At 73.1% G+C, this 24,109-nt stretch carries 22 protein-coding genes and 1 pseudogene; 6 read left to right on the forward strand and 17 right to left on the reverse strand.

The features are described 5' to 3' along the window. Positions 1-102: 102 nt before the first annotated feature. The 5 genes from ACZ499_RS27325 to argC all read right to left on the reverse strand — a co-directional run bounded on the left by ACZ499_RS27325 (position 103) and on the right by argC (position 5,052). Positions 103-642 carry an arginine repressor gene (locus ACZ499_RS27325; protein WP_067155970.1) on the reverse strand — a complete coding sequence of 180 codons (540 nt, stop codon included), beginning with the start codon at positions 640-642 and terminating at the stop codon, positions 103-105. A gap of 7 nt (positions 643-649) precedes the next feature. Then, positions 650-1,849 (reverse strand): acetylornithine transaminase, encoded by a 1,200-nt coding sequence (locus ACZ499_RS27330; protein WP_468678805.1) that lies wholly within the window; start codon positions 1,847-1,849, stop codon positions 650-652. Continuing rightward, complete coding sequence (argB, locus tag ACZ499_RS27335) at positions 1,846-2,751, reverse strand: acetylglutamate kinase (protein ID WP_468678807.1); 906 nt, start codon at positions 2,749-2,751, stop codon at positions 1,846-1,848. The genes ACZ499_RS27330 and argB overlap by 4 nt, the downstream gene beginning before the upstream one ends. After that, entirely contained in the window at positions 2,748-3,905 is a 1,158-nt protein-coding gene (gene argJ / locus ACZ499_RS27340; protein ID WP_468678809.1) for a bifunctional glutamate N-acetyltransferase/amino-acid acetyltransferase ArgJ, read from the reverse strand. The genes argB and argJ overlap by 4 nt, the downstream gene beginning before the upstream one ends. A gap of 115 nt (positions 3,906-4,020) precedes the next feature. Continuing rightward, positions 4,021-5,052, reverse strand: a complete 1,032-nt coding sequence (argC, locus tag ACZ499_RS27345) for an N-acetyl-gamma-glutamyl-phosphate reductase (protein WP_468678810.1) — start codon at positions 5,050-5,052, stop codon at positions 4,021-4,023. Between the two features lie 121 nt (positions 5,053-5,173). Between argC and ACZ499_RS27350 the strand changes: the two are divergent. Then, a pseudogene (locus ACZ499_RS27350) lies at positions 5,174-5,551 on the forward strand (VOC family protein); the annotation flags it as partial. A gap of 65 nt (positions 5,552-5,616) precedes the next feature. Here the strand turns inward: ACZ499_RS27350 and ACZ499_RS27355 are convergent. From ACZ499_RS27355 to ACZ499_RS27370, 4 genes are read right to left on the reverse strand one after another with little or no spacing between them, the layout of a single operon-like run. Continuing rightward, entirely contained in the window at positions 5,617-6,294 is a 678-nt protein-coding gene (locus ACZ499_RS27355) for a response regulator (protein ID WP_468678812.1), read from the reverse strand. Further along, complete coding sequence (locus tag ACZ499_RS27360; RefSeq protein WP_468678813.1) at positions 6,291-7,589, reverse strand: sensor histidine kinase; 1,299 nt, start codon at positions 7,587-7,589, stop codon at positions 6,291-6,293. Before ACZ499_RS27360 ends, ACZ499_RS27355 begins: the two co-directional genes overlap by 4 nt. 31 nt (positions 7,590-7,620) lie before the next feature. Continuing rightward, entirely contained in the window at positions 7,621-8,790 is a 1,170-nt protein-coding gene (locus tag ACZ499_RS27365) for an acyltransferase family protein (protein WP_468678815.1), read from the reverse strand. Then, positions 8,783-9,754: an alpha/beta hydrolase gene (locus tag ACZ499_RS27370; RefSeq protein WP_468678818.1), complete on the reverse strand. Its 972-nt coding sequence runs from the start codon at positions 9,752-9,754 to the stop codon at positions 8,783-8,785. The genes ACZ499_RS27365 and ACZ499_RS27370 overlap by 8 nt, the downstream gene beginning before the upstream one ends. 284 nt (positions 9,755-10,038) lie before the next feature. On the opposite strand from ACZ499_RS27370, the gene ACZ499_RS27375 reads away from it, so the two are divergent. Continuing rightward, positions 10,039-10,596 (forward strand): sugar O-acetyltransferase, encoded by a 558-nt coding sequence (locus ACZ499_RS27375; RefSeq protein ID WP_468678820.1) that lies wholly within the window; start codon positions 10,039-10,041, stop codon positions 10,594-10,596. A 14-nt stretch (positions 10,597-10,610) separates the two neighbouring features. Here ACZ499_RS27375 and ACZ499_RS27380 read toward each other — a convergent pair whose 3' ends face one another. Then, positions 10,611-11,186 carry a histidine phosphatase family protein gene (locus ACZ499_RS27380; protein ID WP_385539833.1) on the reverse strand — a complete coding sequence of 192 codons (576 nt, stop codon included), beginning with the start codon at positions 11,184-11,186 and terminating at the stop codon, positions 10,611-10,613. Positions 11,187-11,256: 70 nt separating this feature from the next. Next, positions 11,257-12,705: an aminotransferase-like domain-containing protein gene (locus ACZ499_RS27385; RefSeq protein ID WP_468678822.1), complete on the reverse strand. Its 1,449-nt coding sequence runs from the start codon at positions 12,703-12,705 to the stop codon at positions 11,257-11,259. Here ACZ499_RS27385 and ACZ499_RS27390 point away from each other — a divergent pair. Together ACZ499_RS27390 and ACZ499_RS27395 are read left to right on the forward strand one after the other, a co-directional pair. Then, on the forward strand, positions 12,704-13,681 hold the full coding sequence (locus tag ACZ499_RS27390; RefSeq protein ID WP_468678823.1) for a DMT family transporter: 978 nt from the start codon (positions 12,704-12,706) through the stop codon (positions 13,679-13,681). The genes ACZ499_RS27385 and ACZ499_RS27390 overlap by 2 nt on opposite strands. Before the next feature lie 73 nt (positions 13,682-13,754). Beyond that, a complete protein-coding gene (locus tag ACZ499_RS27395) occupies positions 13,755-13,946 on the forward strand; it encodes a DUF1918 domain-containing protein (RefSeq protein ID WP_468678825.1) in 192 nt (63 codons plus the stop codon). A gap of 9 nt (positions 13,947-13,955) precedes the next feature. Here ACZ499_RS27395 and ACZ499_RS27400 read toward each other — a convergent pair whose 3' ends face one another. After that, a complete protein-coding gene (locus ACZ499_RS27400) occupies positions 13,956-15,239 on the reverse strand; it encodes a glycoside hydrolase family 10-like protein (protein WP_468678826.1) in 1,284 nt (427 codons plus the stop codon). Between the two features lie 164 nt (positions 15,240-15,403). Here ACZ499_RS27400 and ACZ499_RS27405 point away from each other — a divergent pair, with 164 nt between their 5' ends. Then, positions 15,404-16,264 carry a 3-hydroxybutyryl-CoA dehydrogenase gene (locus tag ACZ499_RS27405; RefSeq protein ID WP_468409114.1) on the forward strand — a complete coding sequence of 287 codons (861 nt, stop codon included), beginning with the start codon at positions 15,404-15,406 and terminating at the stop codon, positions 16,262-16,264. A 188-nt stretch (positions 16,265-16,452) separates the two neighbouring features. After that, on the forward strand, positions 16,453-16,710 hold the full coding sequence (locus tag ACZ499_RS27410; protein ID WP_385539823.1) for a hypothetical protein: 258 nt from the start codon (positions 16,453-16,455) through the stop codon (positions 16,708-16,710). Positions 16,711-16,981: 271 nt separating this feature from the next. Here the strand turns inward: ACZ499_RS27410 and ACZ499_RS27415 are convergent, their stop codons facing one another. The 5 genes from ACZ499_RS27415 to pheS form a co-directional block, all read right to left on the reverse strand. After that, a complete protein-coding gene (locus ACZ499_RS27415; RefSeq protein WP_468678831.1) occupies positions 16,982-17,518 on the reverse strand; it encodes an NUDIX domain-containing protein in 537 nt (178 codons plus the stop codon). 51 nt (positions 17,519-17,569) lie between these two features. After that, positions 17,570-18,910 (reverse strand): transcriptional regulator, encoded by a 1,341-nt coding sequence (locus tag ACZ499_RS27420; RefSeq protein WP_468409116.1) that lies wholly within the window; start codon positions 18,908-18,910, stop codon positions 17,570-17,572. Positions 18,911-19,166: 256 nt separating this feature from the next. Next, a complete protein-coding gene (locus tag ACZ499_RS27425) occupies positions 19,167-20,237 on the reverse strand; it encodes a PP2C family protein-serine/threonine phosphatase (RefSeq protein WP_468678833.1) in 1,071 nt (356 codons plus the stop codon). Between the two features lie 215 nt (positions 20,238-20,452). Then, positions 20,453-22,981, reverse strand: coding sequence for a phenylalanine--tRNA ligase subunit beta (gene pheT, locus ACZ499_RS27430; RefSeq protein WP_468678834.1), 2,529 nt, complete (start codon positions 22,979-22,981; stop codon positions 20,453-20,455). Continuing rightward, entirely contained in the window at positions 22,981-24,102 is a 1,122-nt protein-coding gene (pheS, locus tag ACZ499_RS27435; protein WP_468409122.1) for a phenylalanine--tRNA ligase subunit alpha, read from the reverse strand. The genes pheT and pheS overlap by 1 nt, the downstream gene beginning before the upstream one ends. Between the last annotated feature and the right edge of the window lie 7 nt (positions 24,103-24,109).

The following is a 24,109-nucleotide window of genomic DNA, read 5'->3' on the forward strand; positions in this document are numbered from 1 at the left end:
CGATACAACCAGTGTCGGGGCGACCCTCCGCCTTGCGATCGCACGCACCAGACGCCGCCGGGCCCGCCCTTCGGGCGGACGACGCTACTTTCGAAACACGCCCTAGCGGTCGTTCTGCGCCAGGCGCAGCAGGTGGTCGGCCAGGGCCTGGCCGCCGGCCGGGTCGCGGCTGATCAGCATCAGGGTGTCGTCACCCGCGATCGTGCCGAGGATGTCGTGCAGTTCGGCCTGGTCGATGGCCGAGGCGAGGAACTGGGCGGCGCCCGGCGGCGTACGCAGCACCACCAGGTTGGCGGAGGCCTCCGCGGAGATCAGCAGCTCCGCGGAGAGCCTGCGCATCCGCTCCTCCTTGGCCGACTCGCCCAGGGGGGCCTTGGGCGTGCGGAAGCCACCCTCGCTGGGCACCGCGTAGATCAGCTCGCCGCCGGTGTTGCGGATCTTCACCGCGCCCAGCTCGTCGAGGTCGCGGGAGAGCGTCGCCTGGGTGACGCTCAGCCCGTCGTCCGCGAGCAGCTTGGCGAGCTGGCTCTGGGACCGCACCGGCTGCCGGTTGAGGATGTCCACGATCCGGCGGTGGCGGGCGGTGCGGGTCTGCGGTACGGCGGGGCCGCCCGGCTCGGAGTCCTGCGCCTCGTCGGTCATCGTCGTCTCATTCTCCGGATCTTCCGTCCCCGTTGGTCACTGCGTCGAGGACACCGGGCAGCGACTGGAGGAACGCGTCCACCTCCGCGTCACCGATGATCAGCGGCGGCATGAGCCGTACGACATCGGGGGCGGGCGCGTTGACCAGGAAGCCGGCGTCCTGGGCCGCCCGCTGCACCTGAGCTGCGACGGCCTCGGTGAGCACGATACCCAGCAGCAGGCCCGCGCCACGGACATGGGAGACCAGCGGGTGCCCCAGCGCCTCGATTCCGCCCCGCAGCCGCTCCCCCAGCCGCTTCACGCGGTCGAGGGCGCCGTCGGCGGCGAGGGTGTCCAGAACGGCGATTCCGGCCGCGCACGCCACCGGGTTCCCGCCGAAGGTCGTACCGTGCTGACCGGGCTTCAGGAGGTCGGCGGCCGGGCCGAAGGCGACGGTGGCGCCGATGGGCAGACCGCCGCCGAGGCCCTTGGCCAGGGTGACGAGGTCGGGCAGGACGCCCTCGTGCTGCTGGTACTCGAACCAGGTGCCGGTGCGGCCGATGCCGGTCTGCACCTCGTCCAGGACGAGCAGCGTGCCGGTGGCCGCGGTGATCTCGCGGGCCGCCCGCAGATAGCCCTTGGGCGGTACGACCACGCCGTTCTCGCCCTGGATGGGCTCGATGACGACCAGCGCGGTCTCCTCGGTGACCGCGGCCCGCAGCGCCTCGATGTCCCCGTACGGCACGTGCGTGACGTCGCCGGGCAGCGGGCGGAAGGGCTCCTGCTTCTTCGGCTGGCCCGTCAGGGAGAGCGCGCCCATCGTCCGGCCGTGGAAGCCGCCGTCGGTCGCGACCATGTGCCCGCGCCCGGTCAGCCGCCCGATCTTGAAGGCGCCTTCGTTGGCCTCGGCGCCCGAGTTGCAGAAGAAGACCCGGCCCGGCCGCCCGAAGAGCTCGATCAGCCGCTCGGCGAGCGCCAGCGGGGGCTCGGCGATGTACAGGTTGGAGACATGGCCGAGCGAGGCGATCTGGCGGGACACCGCCTCGACGACGGCCGGATGGCCGTGGCCGAGGGCGTTGACCGCGATGCCGCCGACGAAGTCGGTGTACTCGGTGCCGTCCGCGTCCCACACCCTGGCGCCCGCGCCGCGCACGAGCGCCAGGCCCGGGGTGCCGTAGTTGTCCGTCATGACCCGCTGCCAGCGCTGGGCCAGCTCCTGACCGGTCACTGCGCTTCCCCCTGCTGGTTGTCGGGCACGACCATCGTGCCGATGCCCTCGTCCGTGAAGATCTCAAGAAGGATGGAGTGCGGGACGCGGCCGTCGATCACGCGTGCGGTGGTGACGCCGTTGCGCACGGCGAACAGACAGCCCTCCATCTTGGGGACCATGCCGCTGGAGAGGTCGGGCAGCAGCTTCTCCAGCTGGCTCGCGGTGAGCCTGCTGATGACCTCGTCGCTGTGCGGCCAGTCCTCGTACAGGCCCTCGACGTCGGTGAGGACCATCAGGGTCTCGGCGCCCAGCGCAGCCGCAAGAGCCGCAGCCGCCGTATCAGCATTGACGTTGTAGACATGTCCGTCGTCCTGGGAGCGGGCGATCGAGGAGATGACCGGGATCCGGCCGTTGTCGAGCAGCGCCTCGATGGCGCCGGTGTCGATCGCGGTGATCTCACCGACCCGGCCGATGTCGACGAGCTCGCCGTCGATCTCGGGGCGGTGCTGGGTGGCGGTGATGGTGTGGGCGTCCTCGCCGGTCATTCCGACGGCGAGCGGGCCGTGCTGGTTGAGCAGCCCGACGAGCTCGCGCTGGACCTGCCCGGCGAGCACCATCCGTACGACGTCCATGGCCTCGGGCGTGGTGACGCGAAGGCCCGCCTTGAACTCGCTGACCAGGCCGTGTTTGTCGAGCTGGGCGCTGATCTGGGGGCCGCCGCCGTGCACCACGACGGGCTTGAGGCCGGCGTGCCGCAGGAAGACGACGTCCTGGGCGAAGGCGGCCTTGAGCGCCTCGTCGACCATGGCGTTGCCGCCGAACTTGATGACGACGGTCCTGCCGTGGTGGCGGGTCAGCCACGGCAGCGCCTCGATGAGGATCTGCGCCTTCGGGAGCGCGGTGTGCTTGCGGGTGCTCATGAGCTGTACGCGCTGTTCTCGTGGACGTAGTCGGCGGTGAGGTCGTTGGCCCAGATGACGACGGGCTCGGCGGATCCGGCGGCGAGGTCGGCGGTGATCCGGACCTCCCGGTAGCGCATGTCGACGAGGTCGCGGTCCTCTCCGACAGAACCGTTCTTGCAGACCCACACGCCGTTGATGGCGACGTTCAGCAGGCCGGGGTCGAAGGCCGCCTTGGTGGTGCCGATGGCGGAGAGCACCCGGCCCCAATTGGGGTCCTCGCCGTGGATGGCGCACTTGAGGAGGTTGTTGCGGGCGATGGAACGCCCGACCTCGACGGCGTCGTCCTCGCTCGCCGCGTTCACCACCTCGATGCGGATGTCCTTGCTGGCGCCCTCGGCGTCCCCGATGAGCTGCCGGGCGAGGTCGTCGCAGACGGTCCGTACGGCCTCGGCGAACTCCGCGTACTCCGGGGCGGCTTCGGAGGCGCCGGAGGCGAGCAGCAGCACGGTGTCGTTGGTGGACATGCAGCCGTCGGAGTCGACCCGGTCGAAGGTGGTGCGGGTGGCGTCGCGCAGGGCGCGGTCCAGGACCGGGGTGTCCAGGTCGGCGTCGGTGGTGAGGACGACGAGCATGGTGGCGAGGCCGGGGGCGAGCATGCCGGCACCCTTGGCCATACCGCCGACGGTCCAGCCGTCCTTGGTCACGACGGACGTCTTGTGGACGGTGTCGGTGGTCTTGATGGCGATGGCGGCCTTCTCGCCGCCGTGCGCGGAGAGCTCAGCAGCGGCCTTCTCGATGCCCGGCAGCAGCTTGTCCATCGGGAGCAGTACGCCGATGAGCCCCGTCGACGCGACGGCGACCTCGCCCGCGCTGTGGCCCTCCAGCACCTCGGCCACCTTCTCGGCGGTGGCGTGGGTGTCCTGGAAGCCCTTCGGTCCCGTACAGGCGTTGGCGCCACCGGAGTTGAGGACGACGGCGGTGACCGCCCCGCCCTTCAGGACCTGCTCCGACCACAGGACGGGAGCTGCCTTGACGCGATTGGAGGTGAAGACGCCGGCGGCGGCTCGGCGGGGCCCGGTGTTGACCACGAGGGCCAGGTCCGGGTTGCCGTTCTCCTTGATCCCGGCGGCGATGCCCGCCGCCGTGAATCCCTTGGCTGCCGTCACGCTCACTGTGTCTCCTCGTTCGCTTCTCCGCCCGCGCGGCGCGCCGCTGCGGCTTTCCTCGTCGACTGCGGACCGGTGGCCGCGCGTGCTCCCCCAGCTACCGCTGGGAGGTGCCCCCAGCTCACGGAGCGACTCCGATCGTGGTCAGGCCCGTGGTCTCGTCGAGCCCCAGGGCGATGTTCATGCTCTGCACCGCGGCGCCCGCGGTGCCCTTGGTCAGGTTGTCGAGGGCGGCGACCACCACGATCCGGTGGGCGCTCTCGTCGTACGCGACCTGGATCTGCACGGCGTTGGAGCCGTACACGGACGCGGTGGCGGGCCACTGCCCCTCGGGGAGCAGGTGGACGAACGGCTCGTCGGCGAACGCCTTCCGGTACGCCGCCCGTACGGCCTCGGCGCCCACCCCCGGCTTCGCCTTGGCGGAGCAGGTGGCGAGGATGCCGCGGGCCATGGGGGCGAGGGTCGGCGTGAAGGAGACGGTGACGAGCTCCCCGGCGGCCGCGCTCAGGTTCTGGATCATCTCGGGGGTGTGGCGGTGGCCGCCGCCGACGCCGTACGGCGACATCGACCCCATCACCTCGCTGCCGAGCAGGTGCGGCTTGGGGGCCTTGCCCGCGCCGGAGGTGCCGGAGGCCGCGACGATCACGGCCTCCGGCTCGGCGATGCCGCTCTCGTACGCGGGGAAGAGCGCCAGCGAGACGGCGGTGGGGTAGCAACCGGGGACCGCGATGCGCCTGGACCCCTCCAGCGCGGCGCGGCCGCCCGGCAGTTCGGGCAGCCCGTAGGGCCAGGTCCCGGCGTGCGGCGAGCCGTAGAACTTCTCCCAGTCGGCGGCGTCCTTCAGCCTGAAGTCGGCTCCCATGTCCACGACCAGCACCTCGTCGCCGAGCTGCTCGGCGACGGCGGCGGACTGCCCGTGCGGCAGCGCCAGGAACACGACGTCGTGGTCGCGGGCGAGCACCTCGACGGTGGTCGGCTCAAGCACACGTCCGGCCAGCGGCAGCAGGTGCGGCTGCAGCGCGCCGAGCCGCTGCCCGGCGTTGCTGTTCCCGGTCAGGGCGCCGATCTCGACACCGGGGTGCGCGATGAGCAGCCGCAGCAGTTCCCCGCCCGCATACCCACTCGCCCCGGCCACTGCCGCTCGTACCGCCATCGAAGCCTCCTCGTCGATGGCATGACTATACGCATCTATGCAGTTTTATGCAAAGGTCCTTTCGAGCCGCCGCCGCTCTCCCGTGAATGGTCGTGGCAGACGGGTGCATAAGATCAACGGCATGGCACTGCGCCCCGTTCAGGTGAACATGCAGGCTCTTGACGACTCGGCGGTCGGCCGGTTCTGGGCGGAGGCGCTCGGCTGGGGTGTTTCCAGCGAGGGACCTGGCGTGACCAACGTGGAACCCGGTGGCGGCTTCGTCTGACCGGACCCGGTCGCCGTCTGCGTCGACGTCGACGTCGTCACCGTCCCGGAACCCAAGACGACAGCAAAGAACCGGGTGCACCTCGATCTCGCCGCCACCTCCGCGGCCCATCAGGCGGAGTTGGTCGCGCGCCTGAAGGCTCTCGGTGCGACGCCCGTCGACGTGGGCCAGGGCGACGTCCCGAGGACGTGCCTGGCCGACCCGGAGGGCCACGAGTTCTGCGTCCTCGCCCCGGCCCCAGGCGGAGCCTGACGACACCCCGGCATGTGAGCCCTGTCCGCTCCCCCGGCACCCGCCCCTCAGTACCCCGTGGGCCGCACCAGCCCCGTCTCGTACGCGAAGACCGCGGCCTGGGTGCGGTCGCGGAGGGCGAGTTTGACCAGGATGCGGCTGACGTGGGTTTTCACCGTCTGCTCGGCCACCGTCAACGCTGCGGCGATCTCCGCGTTGGAGAGGCCCTGGGCGATCAGGGACAGGACCTCCGTCTCGCGTTCGGTCAGGGTGGCCACGCGGTCCTTCAGCGGGGCGCGGGGGGCGCCGACGGTGCGGGAGAACTCGGCTATCAGGCGCTTGGTCACACCCGGCGAGAGCAGGGCGTCGCCGGCCGCCACCACCCTTACCGCGTGGGCCAGTTCGGCGGCGGAGGCGTCCTTCAGGAGGAAGCCGGAGGCGCCCGCGCGCAGGGCCTCGTACACGTACTCGTCCAGGTCGAAGGTGGTCAGGATGAGGACCTTGACCGTGGCGTCGGCGGGGGCGGTGACGCGGCGGGTGGCCTCGATGCCGCCGAGCTCGGGCATGCGGACGTCCATCAGGACGACGTCGGGGGCCAGTTCGGCGACCTTGGCCACGGCGTCGAGGCCGTCGACCGCCTGGCCGACCACCTCGATGCTGGGTTCGGCGTTGAGCAGCACCGTCAGACCCTGCCGGACCATCATCTGGTCGTCGGCGATCAGGACGCGGATGGCGGGCGTCGTCATGGGGTTTCCTCGGTGGGGTTCGTGGAGGTGGTGGTGCGGGCCGTGGGCAGGAGGGCCGTGATCTCGTAGCCGCCCTCCGGGGTTGCCCCGGTGGCCAGTTCGCCCCCCAGCATCGCAGCCCGCTCCCGCATCCCCAGCAGGCCGTGGCCGGTGCCCGGCGAGGGCGGGGCGGTCCCGGTGGGCCGGGAGTTGGTGACGCGGACGGTGACCGAGGACGGGTGGTAGCCGATCGCCACCCGCACGCTCGCCCCGGGCGCGTGCCGCATCGCGTTGCTCAGCGCCTCCTGGACGATACGGAACGCCGAGAGCCCGACGCCCGGAGAGAGCGGGCGCGCGGTGCCCGTGGTCTCGGTGGCCACCTCCAGACCGGCGGCCCGCACATTGGCGACCAGTTCGCCGAGCCGGTCGAGGGTGGGCTGCGGAGCGTGCCGTACGCCCTCCGCCTCCGGGTCCGCCGAGCGCAGCACGCCCAGGACGCGGCGCAGTTCGGTGAGCGCCTGGACGGCGTTCTCGCGGATGCCCGCCAGGTTCTCCGTGAGCTCCGCGGGCGGATCGGCCACCAGGTGCGGGGCGACCTGGGCCTGGATGGAGATCACCGACATGTGGTGGGCGACCACGTCGTGCAGCTCGCGGGCGATGCGGCCGCGCTCCTCCAGGAGGGTGCGCCGGGCCCGTTCGTCGGCGGTGAGCACCTCCTGCTCGACCAGCCGGGAGCGGGCCACCCGGCTGATGCGCAGCGACGCTCCGACCACCACGGCGATCCCGAAGGCGATGGCGGCCCGGGTGACGTCCTGGTTGTGGCTCCGGCCCGAGAGGGCCAGGTCGAGCAGCCCCGACCCGACGGTGATCGCCAGCGCCGCGGCGGCGGCCCGGGGCCGGACCCGCAGCGACAGCAGGAGCAGCACCACCGTGTGCAGCGCGATCCCGGCGATGCTCCACGGCCACACCCGGCCCTCGGGGACGGTGGCACCCACGGACTCCGCCGATACGAAGAGCGCGGCCGTGGAGAGCCACCAGGCGGCCACCGGGCGGGAGAGCGCCATGATCACGGCTCCGGCCTGGGCCACGGCGCACACCGCGACGGCGGCCTTGGCCGGCCCCGCCGCGTAGGTGTACTCCACCCCGTTGGCGATCCCGACGCCGAGCGCGAACAGCACCACATGGACGTGCGGCAGCCAGCCCAGCACACCCTGGCGCGGCAGCGGGTCGCGTGCCACCGTCCACAGCTCCCCGCGCATCCCGCGCGCCCCCGCCCGTACGGCCGTCACCAGCCGTTTCGTGTCCACCCGTGCCACTGCTACGCCCCCCTTGATCACGTCGCTCACCCTAGGCATGCGGCACCGCCGTCTCGCTCTCCGCCCGGTGCACGCGCACGACCCGACCGCCGCCGCGCGGGCGCCTGGCGCCCTGCTCGTACATGCGGAACGCCGCCCAGCACACCAGCAGCGCCCCGGCGAACACCGGCAGCCAGGCGAGCCGGGCGACCACCCAGCCGGCGCCGTCGGGCACGGTGTGCAGACCGGGCAGCGGGCGGCCCGCGAGCAGTCCGGTCGCGGTGACCGCGATCATCGCGGTCTGGTGCCAGAGGAAGACGGTCATCGCGTACAGGTTGAGCAGGGCCGCCGCCGCCCAGGCCGCCGGGCGGGCGAGGACCCGCCGCAGCGGGCCGAGCAGCAGCAGCGCCGCGCCGCACTGGGCGAGGCCGAAGGCGACGGCCGCGAGGGTGGGCGGGTTCAGATTGGAGACGGCGGCGCCCGGCACGCCGACCATGGACGCCGGGTAGCCCGCCCACAGCACCAGAGCGGCGGTGGCGGCGGCGCCCCCGGCGAGGAGCACCCAGCCCGTGGTGCGGGAGCGCAGACCGCCGCGCGCCCGCAGCGCGCCCAGGCAGTACGGGACCATCCAGCCCGCCGCCACATTGATCCAGCCGAGGGCGGCGGGGCCGTCGAGCCCGAAGCGGAACAGGTCGACGTAGAGCACGACGGCCAGCGGCCACAGCGGGTGCATCCGGGCGAGCAGCGGGGTCGCCGCCGTCAGCGCGGTGAAGACCAGCAGGAACCAGAGCGGCGACAGGACCAGCTTGAGCAGTGCGTGCACGGTGTCGTAGCCGGCCCCGGCGGCGAACAGCGCGACCACGGCCACCGTCCACACCACGAGGACGGCCGCGACCGGCCGGAAGAGGCGGGCCAGACGGGCGCGAAGCCACTGCCCGTGGGTGGCGCCCCGGGCGCGTGCCGAGGCGTGGCCGCCCGCCGCCACCTGCCCACCGACGAAGAAGAACACGGCCAGGGTCTGGAACATCCAGGAGACCGGCGCCAGTTCGGGCAGGTGCTGGAGGGGGCTGACGGCGCGCAGGGTGCCGCTGTCCACGACCAGCGCGGTGACCAGCCAGTGGCCGAGCACCACGCCGAGGATGGCCAAGGCCCGCAGGCCGTCCACGGCCCGGTCGCGGTCGGGCGGGGTGGCGGCGTCGATGCGCCGGGCGAGCTCACGCATGGCGGCGCTCCTCGGTCGGGGTCCGGCCGGAGGCGATCAGGGCGATGTTGCGCAGGGAGACGGAGCCGGGCTTCAGGTAGTCGCTGTGGCCGCCGGTGCCCGCGTCGAAGACCCGCGCCCCGAACGGCTTCGACACCGGGTCGGTGCCGAACCCGACGGTGGCGACCAGGAGCGGAAGCCGCAGATGGGGCACGTCGGCGATCCAGTCGCCCGACGCCCGGCCCGCCCAGACGGCGGCGCGGGTGTGCAGCTGCCCGACGTCGTGGGCGCCGGTGCCGGGGCTGCCGTACAGGACCAGGGCGTCGGCGCGCAGCCCAGGGGCGGCCCGGGCGCAGACGACGGAGCCGTAGGAGTGGCAGAGGACCGCAATAAGGGCGCCCGGCTTGGCCGCGTCCAACTCCCGTACGAATGCGTCCAGTTGAGGCGCCGCACGGTCGGCACGGCCCGTGGTCACCGACCCGGCGCTGCCGGTGGCCGGGGTCGGGTAGCCGAGCCAGGCGACCACGGCGGACCGGGTGCGCATCTGCCGCTGGAGGGCCCCGGCCCCGGCCCGCAGGCGCCCGTATGTGTCGAGGCTGGTGTCCGAGCCAGGCACCAGGACGGCGATCCGGTCGGCGTGCGCGAGGTCGCCGACGACCTCGGCGGTGCGCCCGCCGTCGCGGCCGTCGAAGGAGAGAAAGTGACGCCCGGGCCCGGCCATGGCACGCAGCGCGGCGGCCCGTCTGCGGTCGCCGTGGTCGGCGGCCATGCGTTCGGCCGCCCTGATGCCGTCGCGGGCGGCGCGGTAACGCGCGTCGAGCGCCGTGGAGGTCGCGGCGGTCAGCGGGGCGAGGGCGGCCGGGGCGGGCGCCGGTACGGCCGCGGGGCGCACCGCGCCCGAGAGCGGCACCGCCACCGAGGCGACGACGAGCGCGGCGAGCAGGGTGCGGAGCGCGCGGCTGCTGACGCGGGGGCGGGGGGCCATGGGCGGAGGTCCTTCCGTACCGGGTGCCTCGCGCGACGGCCCGGAGGACGGCCTGCGCGGTGACGTGCCCGACTGGCTTGCGTGATTGGCTTGCGTGATTGGCTTGCGTGATTGGCTTGCGTGCTTGCGGTACCGACGTTATGGATCAAGGCCCGTCGTCCGCGTCGGACCAGGGAGGGCATCTTCCGCGTAGCTCTGAAGTACTACGGGTAGGGGGTGCGGGTCGCCGAACTGCCCCGCGGCGGCGGTGAGATCCTTTGTCACCAGGACGAGGAGGAGCTCCCGTGGGTGAGAACAAGCGGCTCATGCTGGCCGGTGAGTGGTATCTGCCCGACGACCCCGAGCTGGGCGCGGACACCGAGCACCGGATCGCGCGGTGCGCCGCCTACAACGCGGCGGCCGGGGCCCCGCCCGCCGAACGGCACAAGCTGCTGGCCGAGTTGCTGGGCGAGGTCGACGAGAGCGTACGGGTGCGGCCGCCGTTCCACTGCGACTTCGGCTACAACATCAGCATCGGCGCCGGTACGTTCGTGAACTTCGGCGCGGTGTTCCTGGACACCGGCCGGATCACCGTCGGCAAGGACGTCCAGATCGGGCCGAACGTCCAACTCCTCACACCCACGCATGAGTTGGACGCCGCGCGGCGGCGCCAGGGGTGGGAGAAGGCCGAGCCGGTGACGATCGGGGACAACGTGTGGCTCGGCGGCGGGGTGATCGTCTGCCCCGGGGTGAGCATCGGCGCCGACACGGTGGTCGGCGCCGGGGCGGTGGTCACCGCAGACCTGCCCGCCGGGGTGCTGGCCGTCGGCAACCCGGCCCGGGTGATCCGCGAGCTCGGCTGAGAACCGCCCGCCCGCTACCCCGCCAGGCTCATCAGGCTCAGGTGCCAGCGGTGGGCACCGCCGGTCAGGGTCACCGTCGACAGCGGCCGGACGTCGACGTTCCAGTACGCCGACGGCGGCGCCTTCAGGGCGTACACCAGCGCCGCCCGTACGACCGCGGGTTCGGCCACCGCGACCATCGCGCCGTCGTCGGCGGGCCGGGTGTCCAGCCAGCCCCCTATCCGGGCGATGAAGCCGAGCAGCGGCTCCCCGCCGTGCGGGGCCGCGCGCGGGTCCGCGAGCCAGGCGTCGACGGCATCGGGCTCGCGGGCCGCGACCTCGGCCAGGGTGTACCCGCGCCAGCGGCCCATGTCGCAGTCGCGCAGCGCGGGCTGGGCCATCGGCGCGTAGCCGAGGGCGTCGCCGGTTGCCCGGCTGCGCGCGGTCGGCGAGCAGTAGCGCAGCTCGGCCGCGCCGAGCGGCACCAGGGCGTGGGCGGCGAGGGCGACCTCGTGCCAGCCCGCCCCGTCGAGCGGGCGGTCGTCGTCGAAGCGCTCGGCCAGCAGCGCCGAGCAGCGCGCCGCCGCGACCAGCGTCAGCCGGACAGTCATGGCCGAGATCGTGCGACCGAACGGGCGGTTGGTCAAGAGGCTGCGACCGTGAGCAGTCCCGGCGGCCCGCTCAGACCGCCCTCTGGGCGCCCACCTCGTCGTACGCCATGCGCAGCCGCCGTACGCCCTCGTCGATCTCGGCCCGGCCCGCCACGCCCGCGAAGCACAACCGGAGGTGGGCGGCGGGGGGCTCGGCGCTGAAGTAGGGGCGGCCGGGGGCGACGGCGACACCGGAGCGCAGGGCCGCGGCGGCGACCGCGTCCTCGGGCGTGCCGTCCGGCAGCCGCAGCCAGAGGTGGTAGCCGCCGGACGGCAGGTGCGGCAAGTCCAGCTCGGGGAGGTGGACGGCCAGGGCGGCCGCCATGGCCTGTCTGCGGTCCCCCAGCTCCTGGGACACGGAACGCAGATGGCGGGGCCAGGCCGGGGAGCCGACCAGCTCCAGGGCCGCCTCCTGGAGCGGGCGCGGCACGAAGAAGCTGTCGACGACCTGGATCGCGCGCAGCCGTTCCAGGACCGGGCCGCGGGCGGCGAGCGCGCCGACCCGCAGGCTGGGCGAGGCCACCTTGGTGAGCGAGCGGACGTGGACGACCACGCCGTCCGGGTCGTCGGCGGCGAGCGGCGCGGGCAGCGGGCCCGCGTCCGCGTGGACGAGCAGGCGTGCGAAGTCGTCCTCGATGACGAACGCCCCGAACTCCCGGGCCACCGCGCGCACCTCGGCCCGCCGGGCCGGGGAGAGCACCGCGCCCGTCGGGTTCTGGAAGAGCGGCTGGCTCACCAGGACGCGGGCGCCGGTGGCCCGGAAGGCGGCCGCGAGCAGATCGGGGCGCACCCCGTCGGTGTCGACCGGCACCGGCACCGGCCGCAGCCCCGAGGCGCGGGCCACCGCGAGCATGCCGGGATAGGTGGGCGACTCCACCAGGACCGGCGCGCCCGGCGCCGCGAGCGCCCGCAGCGACGTGGTGAGCGCGGACTGGCCGCCGGCGCAGACCAGCACCTCGGCGGCGGTGACCGTGCCGCCGATCTCGCGGGCGAACCAGTCGCGCAGCTCGGGCAGCCCGTCGGTGGGCGGCCGCCCCCAGGCGCCCGGCCGGCGGCCGGCCCGGGCGAGGGCGGCGGCCATCGCGCGCTCCGGCTGAAGGGCGGGGGCGAGATAGCCGCCGTTGAACTCGATCACCCCGGGCGGTGGCGCGGCGAGGGTGGTCAGGACCCCGGAGGCGTCGACCGCGCGCGGCACCGCGTCGGTGGCGCCGTCGGCGCTGAGCGACACCTCCTGCCAGGAGGTGTCACCGGGGCGGGACGCGGGCGTACGGGGCTCGGCGCGGAAGACCCCGGCGCCGGGCCGGGTGACGACAAGGCCCTCGGCGGCGAGCCGGGCGAGCGCCCGGGAGACGGTGACCGGCGAGACCCGGTACCGCTCGACGAGCGCCCTGCTCGACGGCAGCTTTCCACCTACGGAGTAGCGGTCGAGCTCACCTTTGAGGATGGTCGCCAGTTCGGCCTCACTGCTACGCTCTTGCATGACAGCACAGGATAGCGCTACTGCCCGGACATCGATAGCGGTCGACGGGCCCTCGGCCCGCACCACACCCGCCCGAGCCACGTCCCCGGCCGTGCCTGCCGCCGCCCCGGCCGCCGCCGCCTCGCGGCAGGGCGCGCTCCTCGCCGGGCTCGGCGTCCTCGCCTTCTCGCTGACCTTCCCGGCCACGGCGTGGGGCCTGGAGAGCTTCGGCCCGTGGTCGCTCGTCGCCGTCCGCAGTCTGCTCGCCGGGCTGATCGCGGGTGCGTTCCTGCTGGTGGGCCGGGTATCGCTGCCCGAGCGGCGGCACTGGGCCGGGCTCGCGGTGGTCGCGGCCGGGACCGTGGTCGGCTTCCCGCTCCTCACCACGCTCGCCCTGCAGACGTCGACGACCTCGCACGCGGCGGTCGTCGTGGGCCTGCTGCCGCTGACGACGGCCGCGCTCTCGGCGCTGCGGACCGGCCGCCGCCCCTCCCGCGCCTTCTGGGCGGCGGCGCTGGCCGGAGCCGGGGTGGTGGTCGCCTTCACCGTCCAGCAGAGCGGCGGCGCCCTCTCCACCGGCGACCTCTACCTCTTCGGGGCGCTGCTGATCTGCGCCGCCGGATACACCGAGGGCGGACGCCTTGCCCGGGTGATGCCGGGGTGGCAGGTGATCGGCTGGGCGCTGATCCTCACCCTGCCGCTCGCCGTCCTCGGCTCGGCGGTCGCACTCGCCGCCGAACCGGTCCATCTGAACGCGCACGGCGTCCTCGGGGTGCTGTGGGTGGCGGCCGGGTCGCAGTTCTTCGGGCTGTACGTCTGGTACCGGGGCATGGCCGCCATCGGCGTGCCCCGGGCCAGCCAGCTCCAGCTGGCGCAGCCGCTGCTCACGCTGGTCTGGGCGGTCCTGCTGCTCGGCGAGCACCTCTCCCCCGCCGCCCCGCTGGCGGCCGCGGGGGTGCTGGTCTGCATCGCCGTGACCCAGCGCGCGGCGGCCTGAAACCGCCCGGGCCACGCCACGCATGGCTCATCCGTACGGGCTCAACTCGGGCTGCCCGCCTTAAAATGGGCACATGCGAGCGAGCGTGGGCGACCGGCTGCTGGTTCACGGCAGAACCGTCGGGCAGCACGACCGGAGCGCGGAAGTCATCGAGGTACTGGGCCCCGACGGGACACCGCCGTACCGGGTGCGCTTCGAGGACGGGCACGAGACCCTGATGTCACCGGGTCCCGACACCGTCGTCAGGCATGTGGCGGAGGAGTAGGCGGCGCGGTCACGGCCGCACCCGTCCCGGATAGTGGTCCGCGACCACGCGCGCCATCGCGCCGATCCGGTCCTGTGCGACGTCCTTCGCCGAGAAGAAGCAGTGCCCCCGCACGGAGGGGTACTTCCGTGCGAGCGTGAGGTGGCGGGACAGCTCGGCCGGGTCCTGCCACGGCGCGGGCTGGGCCGGGTTCCCGGCCTTGTGGAGGGCCTCCCCGATGATCAGCTGGGTGCCGCTGCCCCGCGCGACCGCGTCCCACCAGGGCACGAGCTTGGCGTAGTCGGCGGCCTGGAAGCCGATGTTCCAGTACACCTGCGGGCAGATGTAGTCGATCCAGTGCTCGCGCACCCACTTCCTGGTGTCGGCGTGCAGGTCGTCGTAGGTCTGCACGCCTGCCGTGGTGGGCGAGCCGAGCGGGTCGGTCGCCGCGTTGCGCCAGACCGCGAACGGGCTGATCCCGAACTTCACGCGGTGGCGGATCTGCTTGATCCGGGCGGCCGTCTCCCGCACCAGCTTGTCGATGTTGTCCCGGCGCCAGGCGGCGCGGTCCGGGAAGTCCGCGCCGTACCGGGCGTACGCGTCGTCGTCCGCGAAGGTCTGACCGGCCACCGGGTACGGATAGAAGTAGTCGTCCCAGTGCACCGCGTCCAGGTCGTAGCGCGCGACCGCGTCCAGCATCGCGTCCTGCACGAACCGGCGGACCTCGGGCAGCCCCGGGTTGTAATAGAGCCGTCCGCCGTACGCCACGACCCAGTCGGGGTGCACGCGCGCGGGGTGGGTCGGCACCAGCCGGGACGGGTCGGTGTGGTTGGCCACCCGGTACGGGTTGAACCAGGCGTGCAGCTCCAGGCGGCGCCGGTGGGCCTCGCGGACGGCCGTGCCCAGCGGGTCCCAGCCCGGGTCCCGGCCCTGTTCACCGCTCAGGTACTGGGCCCACGGCTCGTACGGCGAGGGCCACAGGGCGTCGGCGGTGGGGCGGACCTGGAGCGCCACCACATTGAGTCTTCGGTCCGCGGCCCGGTCGAGGTGGGCGAGGAGCTCGGCCTCCTGCTGGGCCGGGGGCAGACCCGGTTGTGAGGGCCAGTCGAGGTTGGACACCGTGGCCAGCCACATCCCGCGGAACTCCAGGGGCCGGGGCGGGTTCCAGGGCCGGGCCGGGCCGGGGGTCGCCAGGACCCCGGGCGCACCCTCCGCGGCACTGGCCGCACCCGCTGTGACCAGCCCGTTCATCGCGCCCGCCGTTCCGGCCGCGAGGGTCCCCGCCAACAGTCCCCGCCGAGTGATCCGTCCCACTTGGTGACCCCCTCGTCGCTACGAATGTCCGGTGTTGCGCACAGCATGCCCGCCCCACCCCGTGATCCACACGCGGGCGCGGAGTAACGTCGTGGGCCGAGACGGGCGCCGGAATCACACGGGGGACCCGCCAGGACTTTTCTGTCAGAAGCGAAAGGCACGATGTGACCGACATCGAACGCGTCGGAGTGGTGGGCTGCGGCCAGATGGGGGCCGGCATCGCGGAGGTGTGCGCCCGCAGCGGCTTGGACGTGAGGGTCGCCGAGACCACCGGCGAAGCCCTGGAGATCGGCCGTACCCGGCTGCACAACTCCCTTTCGAAGGCCGCCGAGCGCGGCAAGATCACCGTGGCAGAGCGCGACGAGACGCTCGCCCGGCTGAGCTTCACCACCGACCTCGGCGAGTTCGCCGACCGCGATCTCGTCATCGAGGCCGTCGTCGAGAACGAGCAGGTCAAGACCGAGATCTTCCAGGTGCTGGACCAGGTGGTGACCCGCCCGGACGCGATCCTGGCCTCCAACACCTCGTCCATCCCGCTGGTGAAGCTCGCGGTGGCGACCTCGCGGCCCGACCAGGTCATCGGCATCCACTTCTTCAACCCGGCCCCGGTGCAGAAGCTCGTGGAGCTGATCCCGGCGCTCACCACCTCCGAGGGCACCCTCAGCCGGGCCCAGGCCATGGTGGAGAAGGTCCTCGGCAAGCACGCGATCCGCGCCCAGGACCGCTCGGGCTTCGTGGTCAACGCCCTCCTCATCCCGTATCTGCTCTCCGCGATCCGGATGTTCGAGTCGGGCATCGCCAGCCGCGAGGACATCGACAACGGCATGGAGCTGGGCTGCGCCCACCCGATGGGCCCGCTCAAGCTGTCCGACCTCATCGGTCTGGACACGGTCGCCTCGGTGGCGGACTCGATGTACGACGAGTTCAAGGAGCCGCTGTACGCGGCGCCGCCGCTGCTGCAGCGCATGGTGGACGCGGGGCGCCTGGGCCGCAAGACCGGGTCCGGTTTCTACTCGTACGCCTGAGACGTCCGAGACGTCTGCCGCCGGGCCCGGCTCCTCTGCGTGAGGGCCGGGCCCGCCGCGTTCACACCCGGTGTGCGCCGCGAGCCCGCATATGCTCTTCGCACACTCTCCCGCCCCTGGAACAGGGCGAGTTGACTCCGTGGCGAAAAGTCAATGGCATTCCGCCACAACGACGAAGGAGCCTCGCCGTGCCGAGCGACCCCGGCCACCCTCTGGCCGTCGACGAACTGTTCGAGTTACGCCGTTCCCTGGAAGTGGGCCTGGCCCGCATCGACGGACAGCTGACGCTGCACACCCACCGGGACGACCAGAGCGAACGCGAACTGACCGAGCTGGGCGTGCGGGTGGCGTCCCTGGAACACACGAGGTGGCCGCTGCCCGCACTCACGGTGCTCACCGCCCTCGGCGCGCTGACCGTGGCGGTGTGGCAGGCGCTTGGGCGGTGAGCGGGTGACGGCCCAAGGCCTGTCCGGCGGATCCGGTCGGCACGCGGGGGTCTGACACGCCCTCCCCCAAGGCCTCAAGGGCCAGGGGGGACCCCCAGCGGCGTTGTCGTCGGTTGCCGACTTCCCCAAGCTCTCGGCTTCGCTCGAGCAGGGGAGGCCCCAACGCGTCGACGCCCTCCTCCGCCTTGCGTCCGCACGCGCCAGACCCCCGCTCACCAGCACCGAAAAGGGCACCCCGGGGCCAGAGCCGACCAGCTCCACCGGACAGGCCCTAGCCGTCGCCGAGCCGCATATGGTGCAGGAGCAGGAGTCCGGCCGCCATGTTGGCGGCCGGGACCTCGCCGCGGGCGATCATGTCGGGTACCAGCTTGAGCGGTACCCACTCGCGCCGTGACGACTCGAAGTCGTCCTCGGGGTGACCGATGTACTCGGCCGACTCCGACCAGTAGAGGTGGTGCCGGGCGTCGATGAGCCCGTTGGCGGGCTCAACGGTGAGGAGATGGCGCAGCGGGCCGGGCCGCCACCCGGTCTCCTCCTCCATTTCGCGGGCGGCCGCGGCCGCGATGTCCTCGCCGTCCTCGACGACCCCGGCGGCCAGCTCCCAGCCCCAGCTGTCGGTGATGAACCGGTGCCGCCACAGCAGCAGCACCTCGTTGGCCTCGTTGACGGCGGTCGCCACGGCGACGGGGCGGAGCCGGATCACGAAGTGGTCCAGGTGCCGCCCGTCCGGGAGGGCGACGTCGGCGAGATTGACGCGGAACCAGCGGTTCTCATACACAGTTTGTTCACTCAGGTTCGTCCACTGCACGTTTTTGCCACCTTCCGACAAGTAGATGGCAATATCGCAGCAGGCGCGCGCTCACAGGGGAACGCGCAGCGCCCCGTCGATCAGCTCGGCGGCTTGGTCGGCGCCGGCGCAACCGCTCTCGATCAGATGCTCGCGTACGACGCGCAACCGGTCGCGCAACCGCTGCGACTCCATCCCCCGGGCCCGCTCGGCCATTTCGACCGCCGTCGCGACGGCCCGGTCCGCCTCGCCCTGCCGGAGCTCGATCTGCGCGAGCATCGCGAGGCGGTGCACCCTGCCCCGGTCGTGCGAGGGGGCGTGCGCCGCCAGTCCCGCCTGCTCGCGTGCGGCCGGCAGATCACCGAGCCGCAGCAGGGCCTCCGCCACCTGGACGTTGACCAGGCCCGGCTGGACGTAGCCGGTCTCGGCGGGTTCGTTCTTCGGCCGGATCCGCTCGGCCGCCCGCTCGGCGCCGCGGATCGCGCCGAGCGCGCTGCGCCCGTCGCCGAGGTGTGCGTACGCCTTCGCCTGCATCGCGTGCAGATCCGCGGCGAGCGCCGGGGTGAGCTGCCGGCCCGCCGTCCGCAGCGCCGCCTCCGCGAAGGCGACCGCCTGGCGGTAGTCGTGCATGTACAGCGACTGGTTGACGAGCAGGGCGATCACATACGCGCCGAGCCCCCGGTCCCCGCTCGCCTTCGCCAGCCGCAGCGCCTGGTGGAAGTAACGCTGGGCCAGGCCCTGGGCGTTGGAGTCGTACGCGCAGATCCCGGCGATCGCGACCAGCCCCCCGGTCGCCCGGTGCAGCTGGCGGCCGGTCTGGTCGGTGTAGCAGCCGCGCAGCAGGGGCGCGGTCTCGGAGTTGAGGAAGCCCACTATGCGCGAGCGGGTGGCGATGCCCCCGGCCTTGCGGTACATCAGCTCGTAGTGCGCGCGGGCCGCCCGCAGCATCTCGATGTCGCTCTCGCTCACCGCGGTCTGGCCGTGCCGGGACACATCGGTGTCCTCCGGCGGGTTCTCCCACTCCCACACCGGCATCACGGCCGGGGTGCCGGTGACCGCGGCCGCGCCCAGTATGTGCGGACGCTGCTGCTCGTCGGAGCGCCACAGGGCGGTGGCGCGCTCCACGAACCCGGCGAGCGGCGAACCCACCGGCGCGACCGGCTCGCCCGGCACGCCCAGCCCGATGTCGTCGAGGGTGACCGGCCGGTGCAACCGGGCCGCGAGCACCTCGCAGATCAGATCGGGCACCTGGCCGCGCGGCCGCTGGCCCTTCAACCACCGTGCCACCGCAGTGTGTTCGTACCTCAGTGCCAGGCCTCTGGCACGGCCGGCCTGGTTCACATGGGCCGCGAGCCCGGCGTTCGAGATGCCCGCCTCGTCGACCAGCGCGTCGAGCAGGGTATTGGGCTGCATCAGGCCCTCCGTTGGCTCGGTGCGCCCAGCGTAGACGAGGCGCGTTCACACGGGGTGCGAAGGGAGTACTCGCATTTATGCGCCGCGCACTCTGCCGCGCGATGGCGGCTGCCGATTGACTGAACTGCCTCTCCACAGAGGCGTGCCGGGCCGCCGGCTCCCCCTCGTACAGTGCGGCGGCCCGCTCCCGGCGCCGCCGGTCCTGCCGAACTGCCCGTCACTCCGCGGCAGGACCGACGGCGCACGCGCAACCGGCTCAGCTCAGCGCCGTGCCTGCGCTCCCGACGGCCGCGGGCTGTGCGGACACGCGCACCCGGTCGTTGTGCAGCACCATCAGCGCCACGTCGTCGGCGAGCCGTCCGCCGGTGTGGCGCAACAGCTCCCGCTGTACGCAGTGGACCACCGCGGCGGGTGACAGCGGGGTGTCCAGGGCCGCCCGGGCGAGTACCTCCTGCAGCCGGAAGAACCGCCCGGCGCGGTCCCGGGCATCCTCGGCGCCGTCCGTGTGCAGACACAGCGCCTCCCCTGGCAGCAGCCGGGTGCAGCGGTGCAGCGGCAGTTCGGCGGGGAGGGGGAAGGAGCCGAGCGGGGGCAGCGGGTCGCCGGGCAGCAGCGGCTCGGCGCCGCCGCACAGCCGGTAGGGCCACGGATGGCCGCAGTTGAGGGCGAGCACCAGGCCGTCGTCCCGGATCTCCAGGAGCAGTACGGTCACGAACTCCTCGGCGAGCGGGCTCTCCGGCTCGCCCGCACACCAGGCCGGATGCTCGCCGCGGGCCCGCTCGCGCAAGTGCCGTTGCAGCGCCCGGTCCAGGCGCCGCAGCACGCCCGCGAGATCCGGCTCGTCGTGGGCGGCCTCGCGGAAGCTGCCGAGCACCGCCGCGACCACGCCGAGCGAGCCGAGGCCGTGGCCACGCACATCGCCCATGACGACCCGCACCCCGTACGGCGTGGCCATCGCCTCGTACAGATCGCCGCCGACCTCCGCGCCCCGGGCCGCGCAGAGCTGTCCGGCGGCCACGGTGAGCCCGTCGAGGCGGGGCGGCGGCGGGCGGAGCAGCACCCGCTGGGCGGCGTCGGCAACCTCCTGCACCTGCCGCAACTCCCGTGCCGCGGTCAGCCGTACGCCGTGCACCAGGCAGACCACCGCGATCAGGAAGGCCACGCAGGTGGCGATCCGCAGGCCCATGGACTCGTCGGTGGCCGGCGGGCAGGTCAGCTGCCAGCCCACCACCAGGGCCAGCCACAGGCCGGGCAGCGCGAGGGCGAGGCCCCGGCCCGTACCGAGGGCGCTCACGCAGGCCGCCGTCCAACTCCTGGTACGGATCATGCCGTCGGCCCCCCTAGGCCCCTGCACCGTTCACCCCTGTACCGGCTCTCACCGGCTGCCCCGGCCTTCACGACCGGTTTGATTCTGTCGACGGTGCGCCCCCTTCCGCGTACATCGCTACCTCATCTCACCCGAACGAGTGAGAGGACGTGAGGACATGTGCGAAGGGCGCATCCGGAGATCCGGATGCGCCCTTCAGGGGTCCTGCCTGCGCGTTACGCCCCGCGGAGCACCGCGCCCGTGCGCTCGGCGGCCAGGGCCACCGCCGCGTCGCGGGCGGCCGAAGCCTCCTCGACGGTCAGCGTGCGGTCGGCGGCGCGGAAGCGCAGCGCGTACGCCAGCGACTTCTTGCCCTCGCCGATCTGCTCGCCGGTGTAGACGTCGAACAGCCGGATGGACTCCAGGAGTTCACCGGCGCCGCCGCGCAGGAAGTACTCGACGACGGCGGACGGGACCTCCGTGTCGACGACCAGCGCCACGTCCTGGGTTGCCACCGGGAAGGTGGAGATCCGCGGCGCCTGCAGGGCGCCCTCTCCGGCCTTCGCGAGCAGGTCCAGGTCGAGCTCCATGGCGCAGGTGCGCTCGGGCAGGCTCAGCGCCTTGACCACGCGCGGGTGCAGCTCGCCCGCGTGGCCGATGACGACGATCTCGCTGTCGATGACGACGGCGAGCTCGGCGCACCGGCCCGGGTGCCACGGCCCGTACTGGCCCTGCTGGACGATGAGTTCGGCGCCGGCCTCGTGGGCCAGGGTCCGGGCGGCCTCGACCGCGTCGGCCCAGTCCGCCGGTCGGCCCTTGCCCCACCAGCCGGCCTGCTCGCGCGCACCGGCGAGGACGACGGCCGCGTGCCGGGGCTGCGCGGGCAGCACGGCGTCGAGCGCGGCGATCTCCTCGTCGGTGGGACGGCGGTCGACGGGCAGCTGGACGGCGACGCCCTGCTGCTCGCCCGGCTGGAAGACCAGACCGGTCTCGAAGAGGGCCAGGTCGTGGCTGCCGCGGCCGTCGTTGCGGCGCAGCGCGGTGAGCAGCCCCGGCAGCAGCGTGGTGCGCAGCGCCGGCTCCTCGTCGTTGAGCGGGTTGACCAGCTTCACGACGCGGCGGGCCGGGTCCCCGGCCTCCAGGCCCAGCTGGTCGAAGACCTGCTCGGAGACGAACGGGTAGTTCAGTGCCTCGACGTAGCCGGCCCCGGCGAGCGCGCGGCCCGCCCGGCGGTGCAGCCGCTGGCGCTCGGTCAGACCGCGGCCGGCGGGCGGCTTCGGCAGGGTGGAGGGCAGGTTCTCGTACCCCTCCAGCCGGATGACCTCTTCTGCGAGGTCGTTCGGCTCGGTGAGGTCGGGGCGCCACGAGGGCACGGTGACGACGAGCTCGTCCTGCCCGTAGACGTCGCAGCCGATCTCCTGGAGGCGGCGCACGACGGTCTCGCGGCCGTAGTCGACGCCCGCCACGCGGTCCGGGTGGTCGGCGGCGACGGAGATGGTGCGCGGCGCGGAGGGCGCGATGACCTCGGTGACGCCGGCCTCGGCGGTGCCGCCCGCGAGCAGCACGAGCAGGTCGACGGTCCGCTGCGCGGCCGCGGAGGCGGCCTGCGGGTCGACGCCGCGCTCGAAGCGCTTGGACGCCTCGGAGGACAGCTTGTGGCGGCGCGCGGTGCGGGCGATGGCGACCGGGTCGAAGTGCGCGGCCTCGATGACCACCTCGGTGGTGCCCCTGACCTGTCCGGTCTCCGGGTCGGTGACCGAGTCGGCGATCTCCGTGTTGGCGCCGCCCATCACACCGGCCAGGCCGATCGGGCCCCGGTTGTCGGTGATGACCAGGTCGGCGGCGTCCAGCTTGCGCTTGGCGCCGTCGAGGGTGGTGAGCACCTCGCCGGGCTCGGCGCGGCGAACGCCGATCGGGCCGTCGACCAGCGTGCGGTCGTAGGCGTGCAGCGGCTGGCCGAGCTCGATCATCACGTAGTTGGTGACGTCGACGGCGAGCGAGATCGGCCGCATGCCGGCCTTCTGGAGGCGGCGCTGGAGCCAGATCGGCGAGCGGGCCTCGGGGTCGAGGCCGCCCACGGTGCGCGCGGTGAAGCGGTCGCAGCCGATCGGGTCGGCGATCTTCACCGGGTAGCCGTACGAGTTCGGCGCGGGCACGTCGAGCAGCGCCGGGTCGCGCAGCGGCAGGCCGTACGCGATGGCGGTCTCGCGGGCCACGCCGCGCATCGACAGGCAGTCGCCGCGGTTGGCGGTGACGGCGATGTCCAGGACCTCGTCGACGAGCTCCAGGAGCTCGATGGCGTCGGTGCCGGCCTCGTGCTCGGGCGGCAGGACGATGATGCCGCCGCTGCCGTCGTCGCCCATGCCCAGCTCGTCGCCGGAGCAGATCATGCCGTGCGAGGTCTTCCCGTACGTCTGGCGGGCGGCGATGGCGAAGTCGCCGGGCAGCACGGCGCCGGGGAGCACCACGACGACCTTGTCGCCGACCTGGAAGTTGCGCGCGCCGCAGACGATCTCCTGCGGCTCACCGGTGCCGTTGGCCGTGCCGACGTCGACCGTGCAGAAGCGGATGGGCTTCTTGAAGCCCTCCAGCTCCTCGATGGTCAGCACCTTGCCGACGACCAGGGGCCCCTTGAGGCCGCCGCCGAGCTGCTCGACGGTCTCGACCTCCAGGCCGGCGGAAACGAGCTTGGCCTGGACGTCACGGCCGGTCTCCGTCGCCGGCAGGTCGACGTACTCCCGCAGCCAAGAAAGCGGGACCCGCATCAGATCTCCATCCCGAACGGCCGGGTGAACCGGACGTCACCCTCGACCATGTCTCGCATGTCTTCGACGTTGTGGCGGAACATCAGCAGGCGTTCGATGCCGAAGCCGAAGGCGAATCCGCTGTACTTCTCGGGGTCGACGCCGCAGGCGGTGAGCACCTTCGGGTTGACCATGCCGCAGCCGCCGAGCTCGATCCAGCCCTCGCTGGAGCAGGTGCGGCAGGGGCGGTCGGGGTTGCCGACGGACTCGCCGCGGCACACGTAGCAGACCATGTCCATCTCGGCGGACGGCTCGGTGAACGGGAAGAAGTTCGGCCGCAGCCGGGTCTTCATGTCCTGGCCGAAGAGCGACTGGACCATGTGGTCCAGGGTGCCCTTGAGGTCCGCCATGGTCAGGCCCTCGTCCACGGCGAGCAGCTCGACCTGGTTGAAGACCGGGGTGTGCGTGGCGTCCAGCTCGTCCGTGCGGTAGACCCGGCCGGGGCAGATCACGTACACCGGCGGCTCACGGTCGAGCAGCGAGCGGATCTGCACCGGGGAGGTGTGCGTGCGCAGCACCGTGCCGGAGTTCGCGGAGCCGTCGGCGGCCTGGACGAAGAAGGTGTCCGCCTCGCCGCGGGCCGGGTGGTCCGGGCCGATGTTGAGCGCGTCGAAGTTGAACCACTCGGCCTCGACCTGCGGGCCCTCGGCGACCTCGTAGCCCATGGCCACGAAGATGTCCTCGATGCGCTCGGAGAGCGTGGTCAGCGGGTGGCGGGCGCCGGCCGGTACGCGGTCGTACGGCAGCGAGACGTCCACCGCCTCCTCGACCAGGACGCGCGCGTCGCGCTCGGCCTCCAGCTCGGTCTGGCGGGCGGCCAGCGCCTTGCTCACGGCGCCGCGGGCCATGCCCACGCGCTTGCCCGCCTCGGCCTTGGCCTGCGGCGGCAGGGCGCCGATCTCACGGTTGGCGAGCGACAGGGGCGAGGTGCCACCGGCGTGCGCGGTCTTCGCGTGTGCGAGCGCGTCGAGGTCACCGGCCGCGGCGAAGGCGGCGAGCGCCTCGTCCCGCATGCGCTCGATCTCTTCCGGTTTCAGCGCCTCGACCTCAACAGGGTCGTACGACTTATTGGGTGCCGACATCTCTTCC

The organism is Streptomyces sp. NPDC031265 (assembly GCF_055570295.1).

Excerpts from the sequence above, each read along its gene's own strand:
- argC (WP_468678810.1), bottom strand. The coding sequence starts at position 5,052 with ATGGCGGTACGAGCGGCAGTGGCCGGGGCGAGTGGGTATGCGGGCGGG.
- ACZ499_RS27365 (WP_468678815.1), bottom strand. The coding sequence starts at position 8,790 with ATGCGTGAGCTCGCCCGGCGCATCGACGCCGCCACCCCGCCCGACCGC.
- ACZ499_RS27355 (WP_468678812.1), bottom strand. The coding sequence starts at position 6,294 with ATGACGACGCCCGCCATCCGCGTCCTGATCGCCGACGACCAGATGATG.
- argB (WP_468678807.1), bottom strand. The coding sequence starts at position 2,751 with ATGAGCACCCGCAAGCACACCGCGCTCCCGAAGGCGCAGATCCTCATC.
- pheS (WP_468409122.1), bottom strand. The coding sequence starts at position 24,102 with ATGTCGGCACCCAATAAGTCGTACGACCCTGTTGAGGTCGAGGCGCTG.
- ACZ499_RS27380 (WP_385539833.1), bottom strand. The coding sequence starts at position 11,186 with ATGACTGTCCGGCTGACGCTGGTCGCGGCGGCGCGCTGCTCGGCGCTG.
- ACZ499_RS27425 (WP_468678833.1), bottom strand. The coding sequence starts at position 20,237 with ATGATCCGTACCAGGAGTTGGACGGCGGCCTGCGTGAGCGCCCTCGGT.
- ACZ499_RS27385 (WP_468678822.1), bottom strand. The coding sequence starts at position 12,705 with ATGCAAGAGCGTAGCAGTGAGGCCGAACTGGCGACCATCCTCAAAGGT.
- ACZ499_RS27370 (WP_468678818.1), bottom strand. The coding sequence starts at position 9,754 with ATGGCCCCCCGCCCCCGCGTCAGCAGCCGCGCGCTCCGCACCCTGCTC.
- ACZ499_RS27420 (WP_468409116.1), bottom strand. The coding sequence starts at position 18,910 with ATGCAGCCCAATACCCTGCTCGACGCGCTGGTCGACGAGGCGGGCATC.
- pheT (WP_468678834.1), bottom strand. The coding sequence starts at position 22,981 with ATGCGGGTCCCGCTTTCTTGGCTGCGGGAGTACGTCGACCTGCCGGCG.
- ACZ499_RS27395 (WP_468678825.1), top strand. The coding sequence starts at position 13,755 with ATGCGAGCGAGCGTGGGCGACCGGCTGCTGGTTCACGGCAGAACCGTC.
- ACZ499_RS27390 (WP_468678823.1), top strand. The coding sequence starts at position 12,704 with ATGACAGCACAGGATAGCGCTACTGCCCGGACATCGATAGCGGTCGAC.
- ACZ499_RS27325 (WP_067155970.1), bottom strand. The coding sequence starts at position 642 with ATGACCGACGAGGCGCAGGACTCCGAGCCGGGCGGCCCCGCCGTACCG.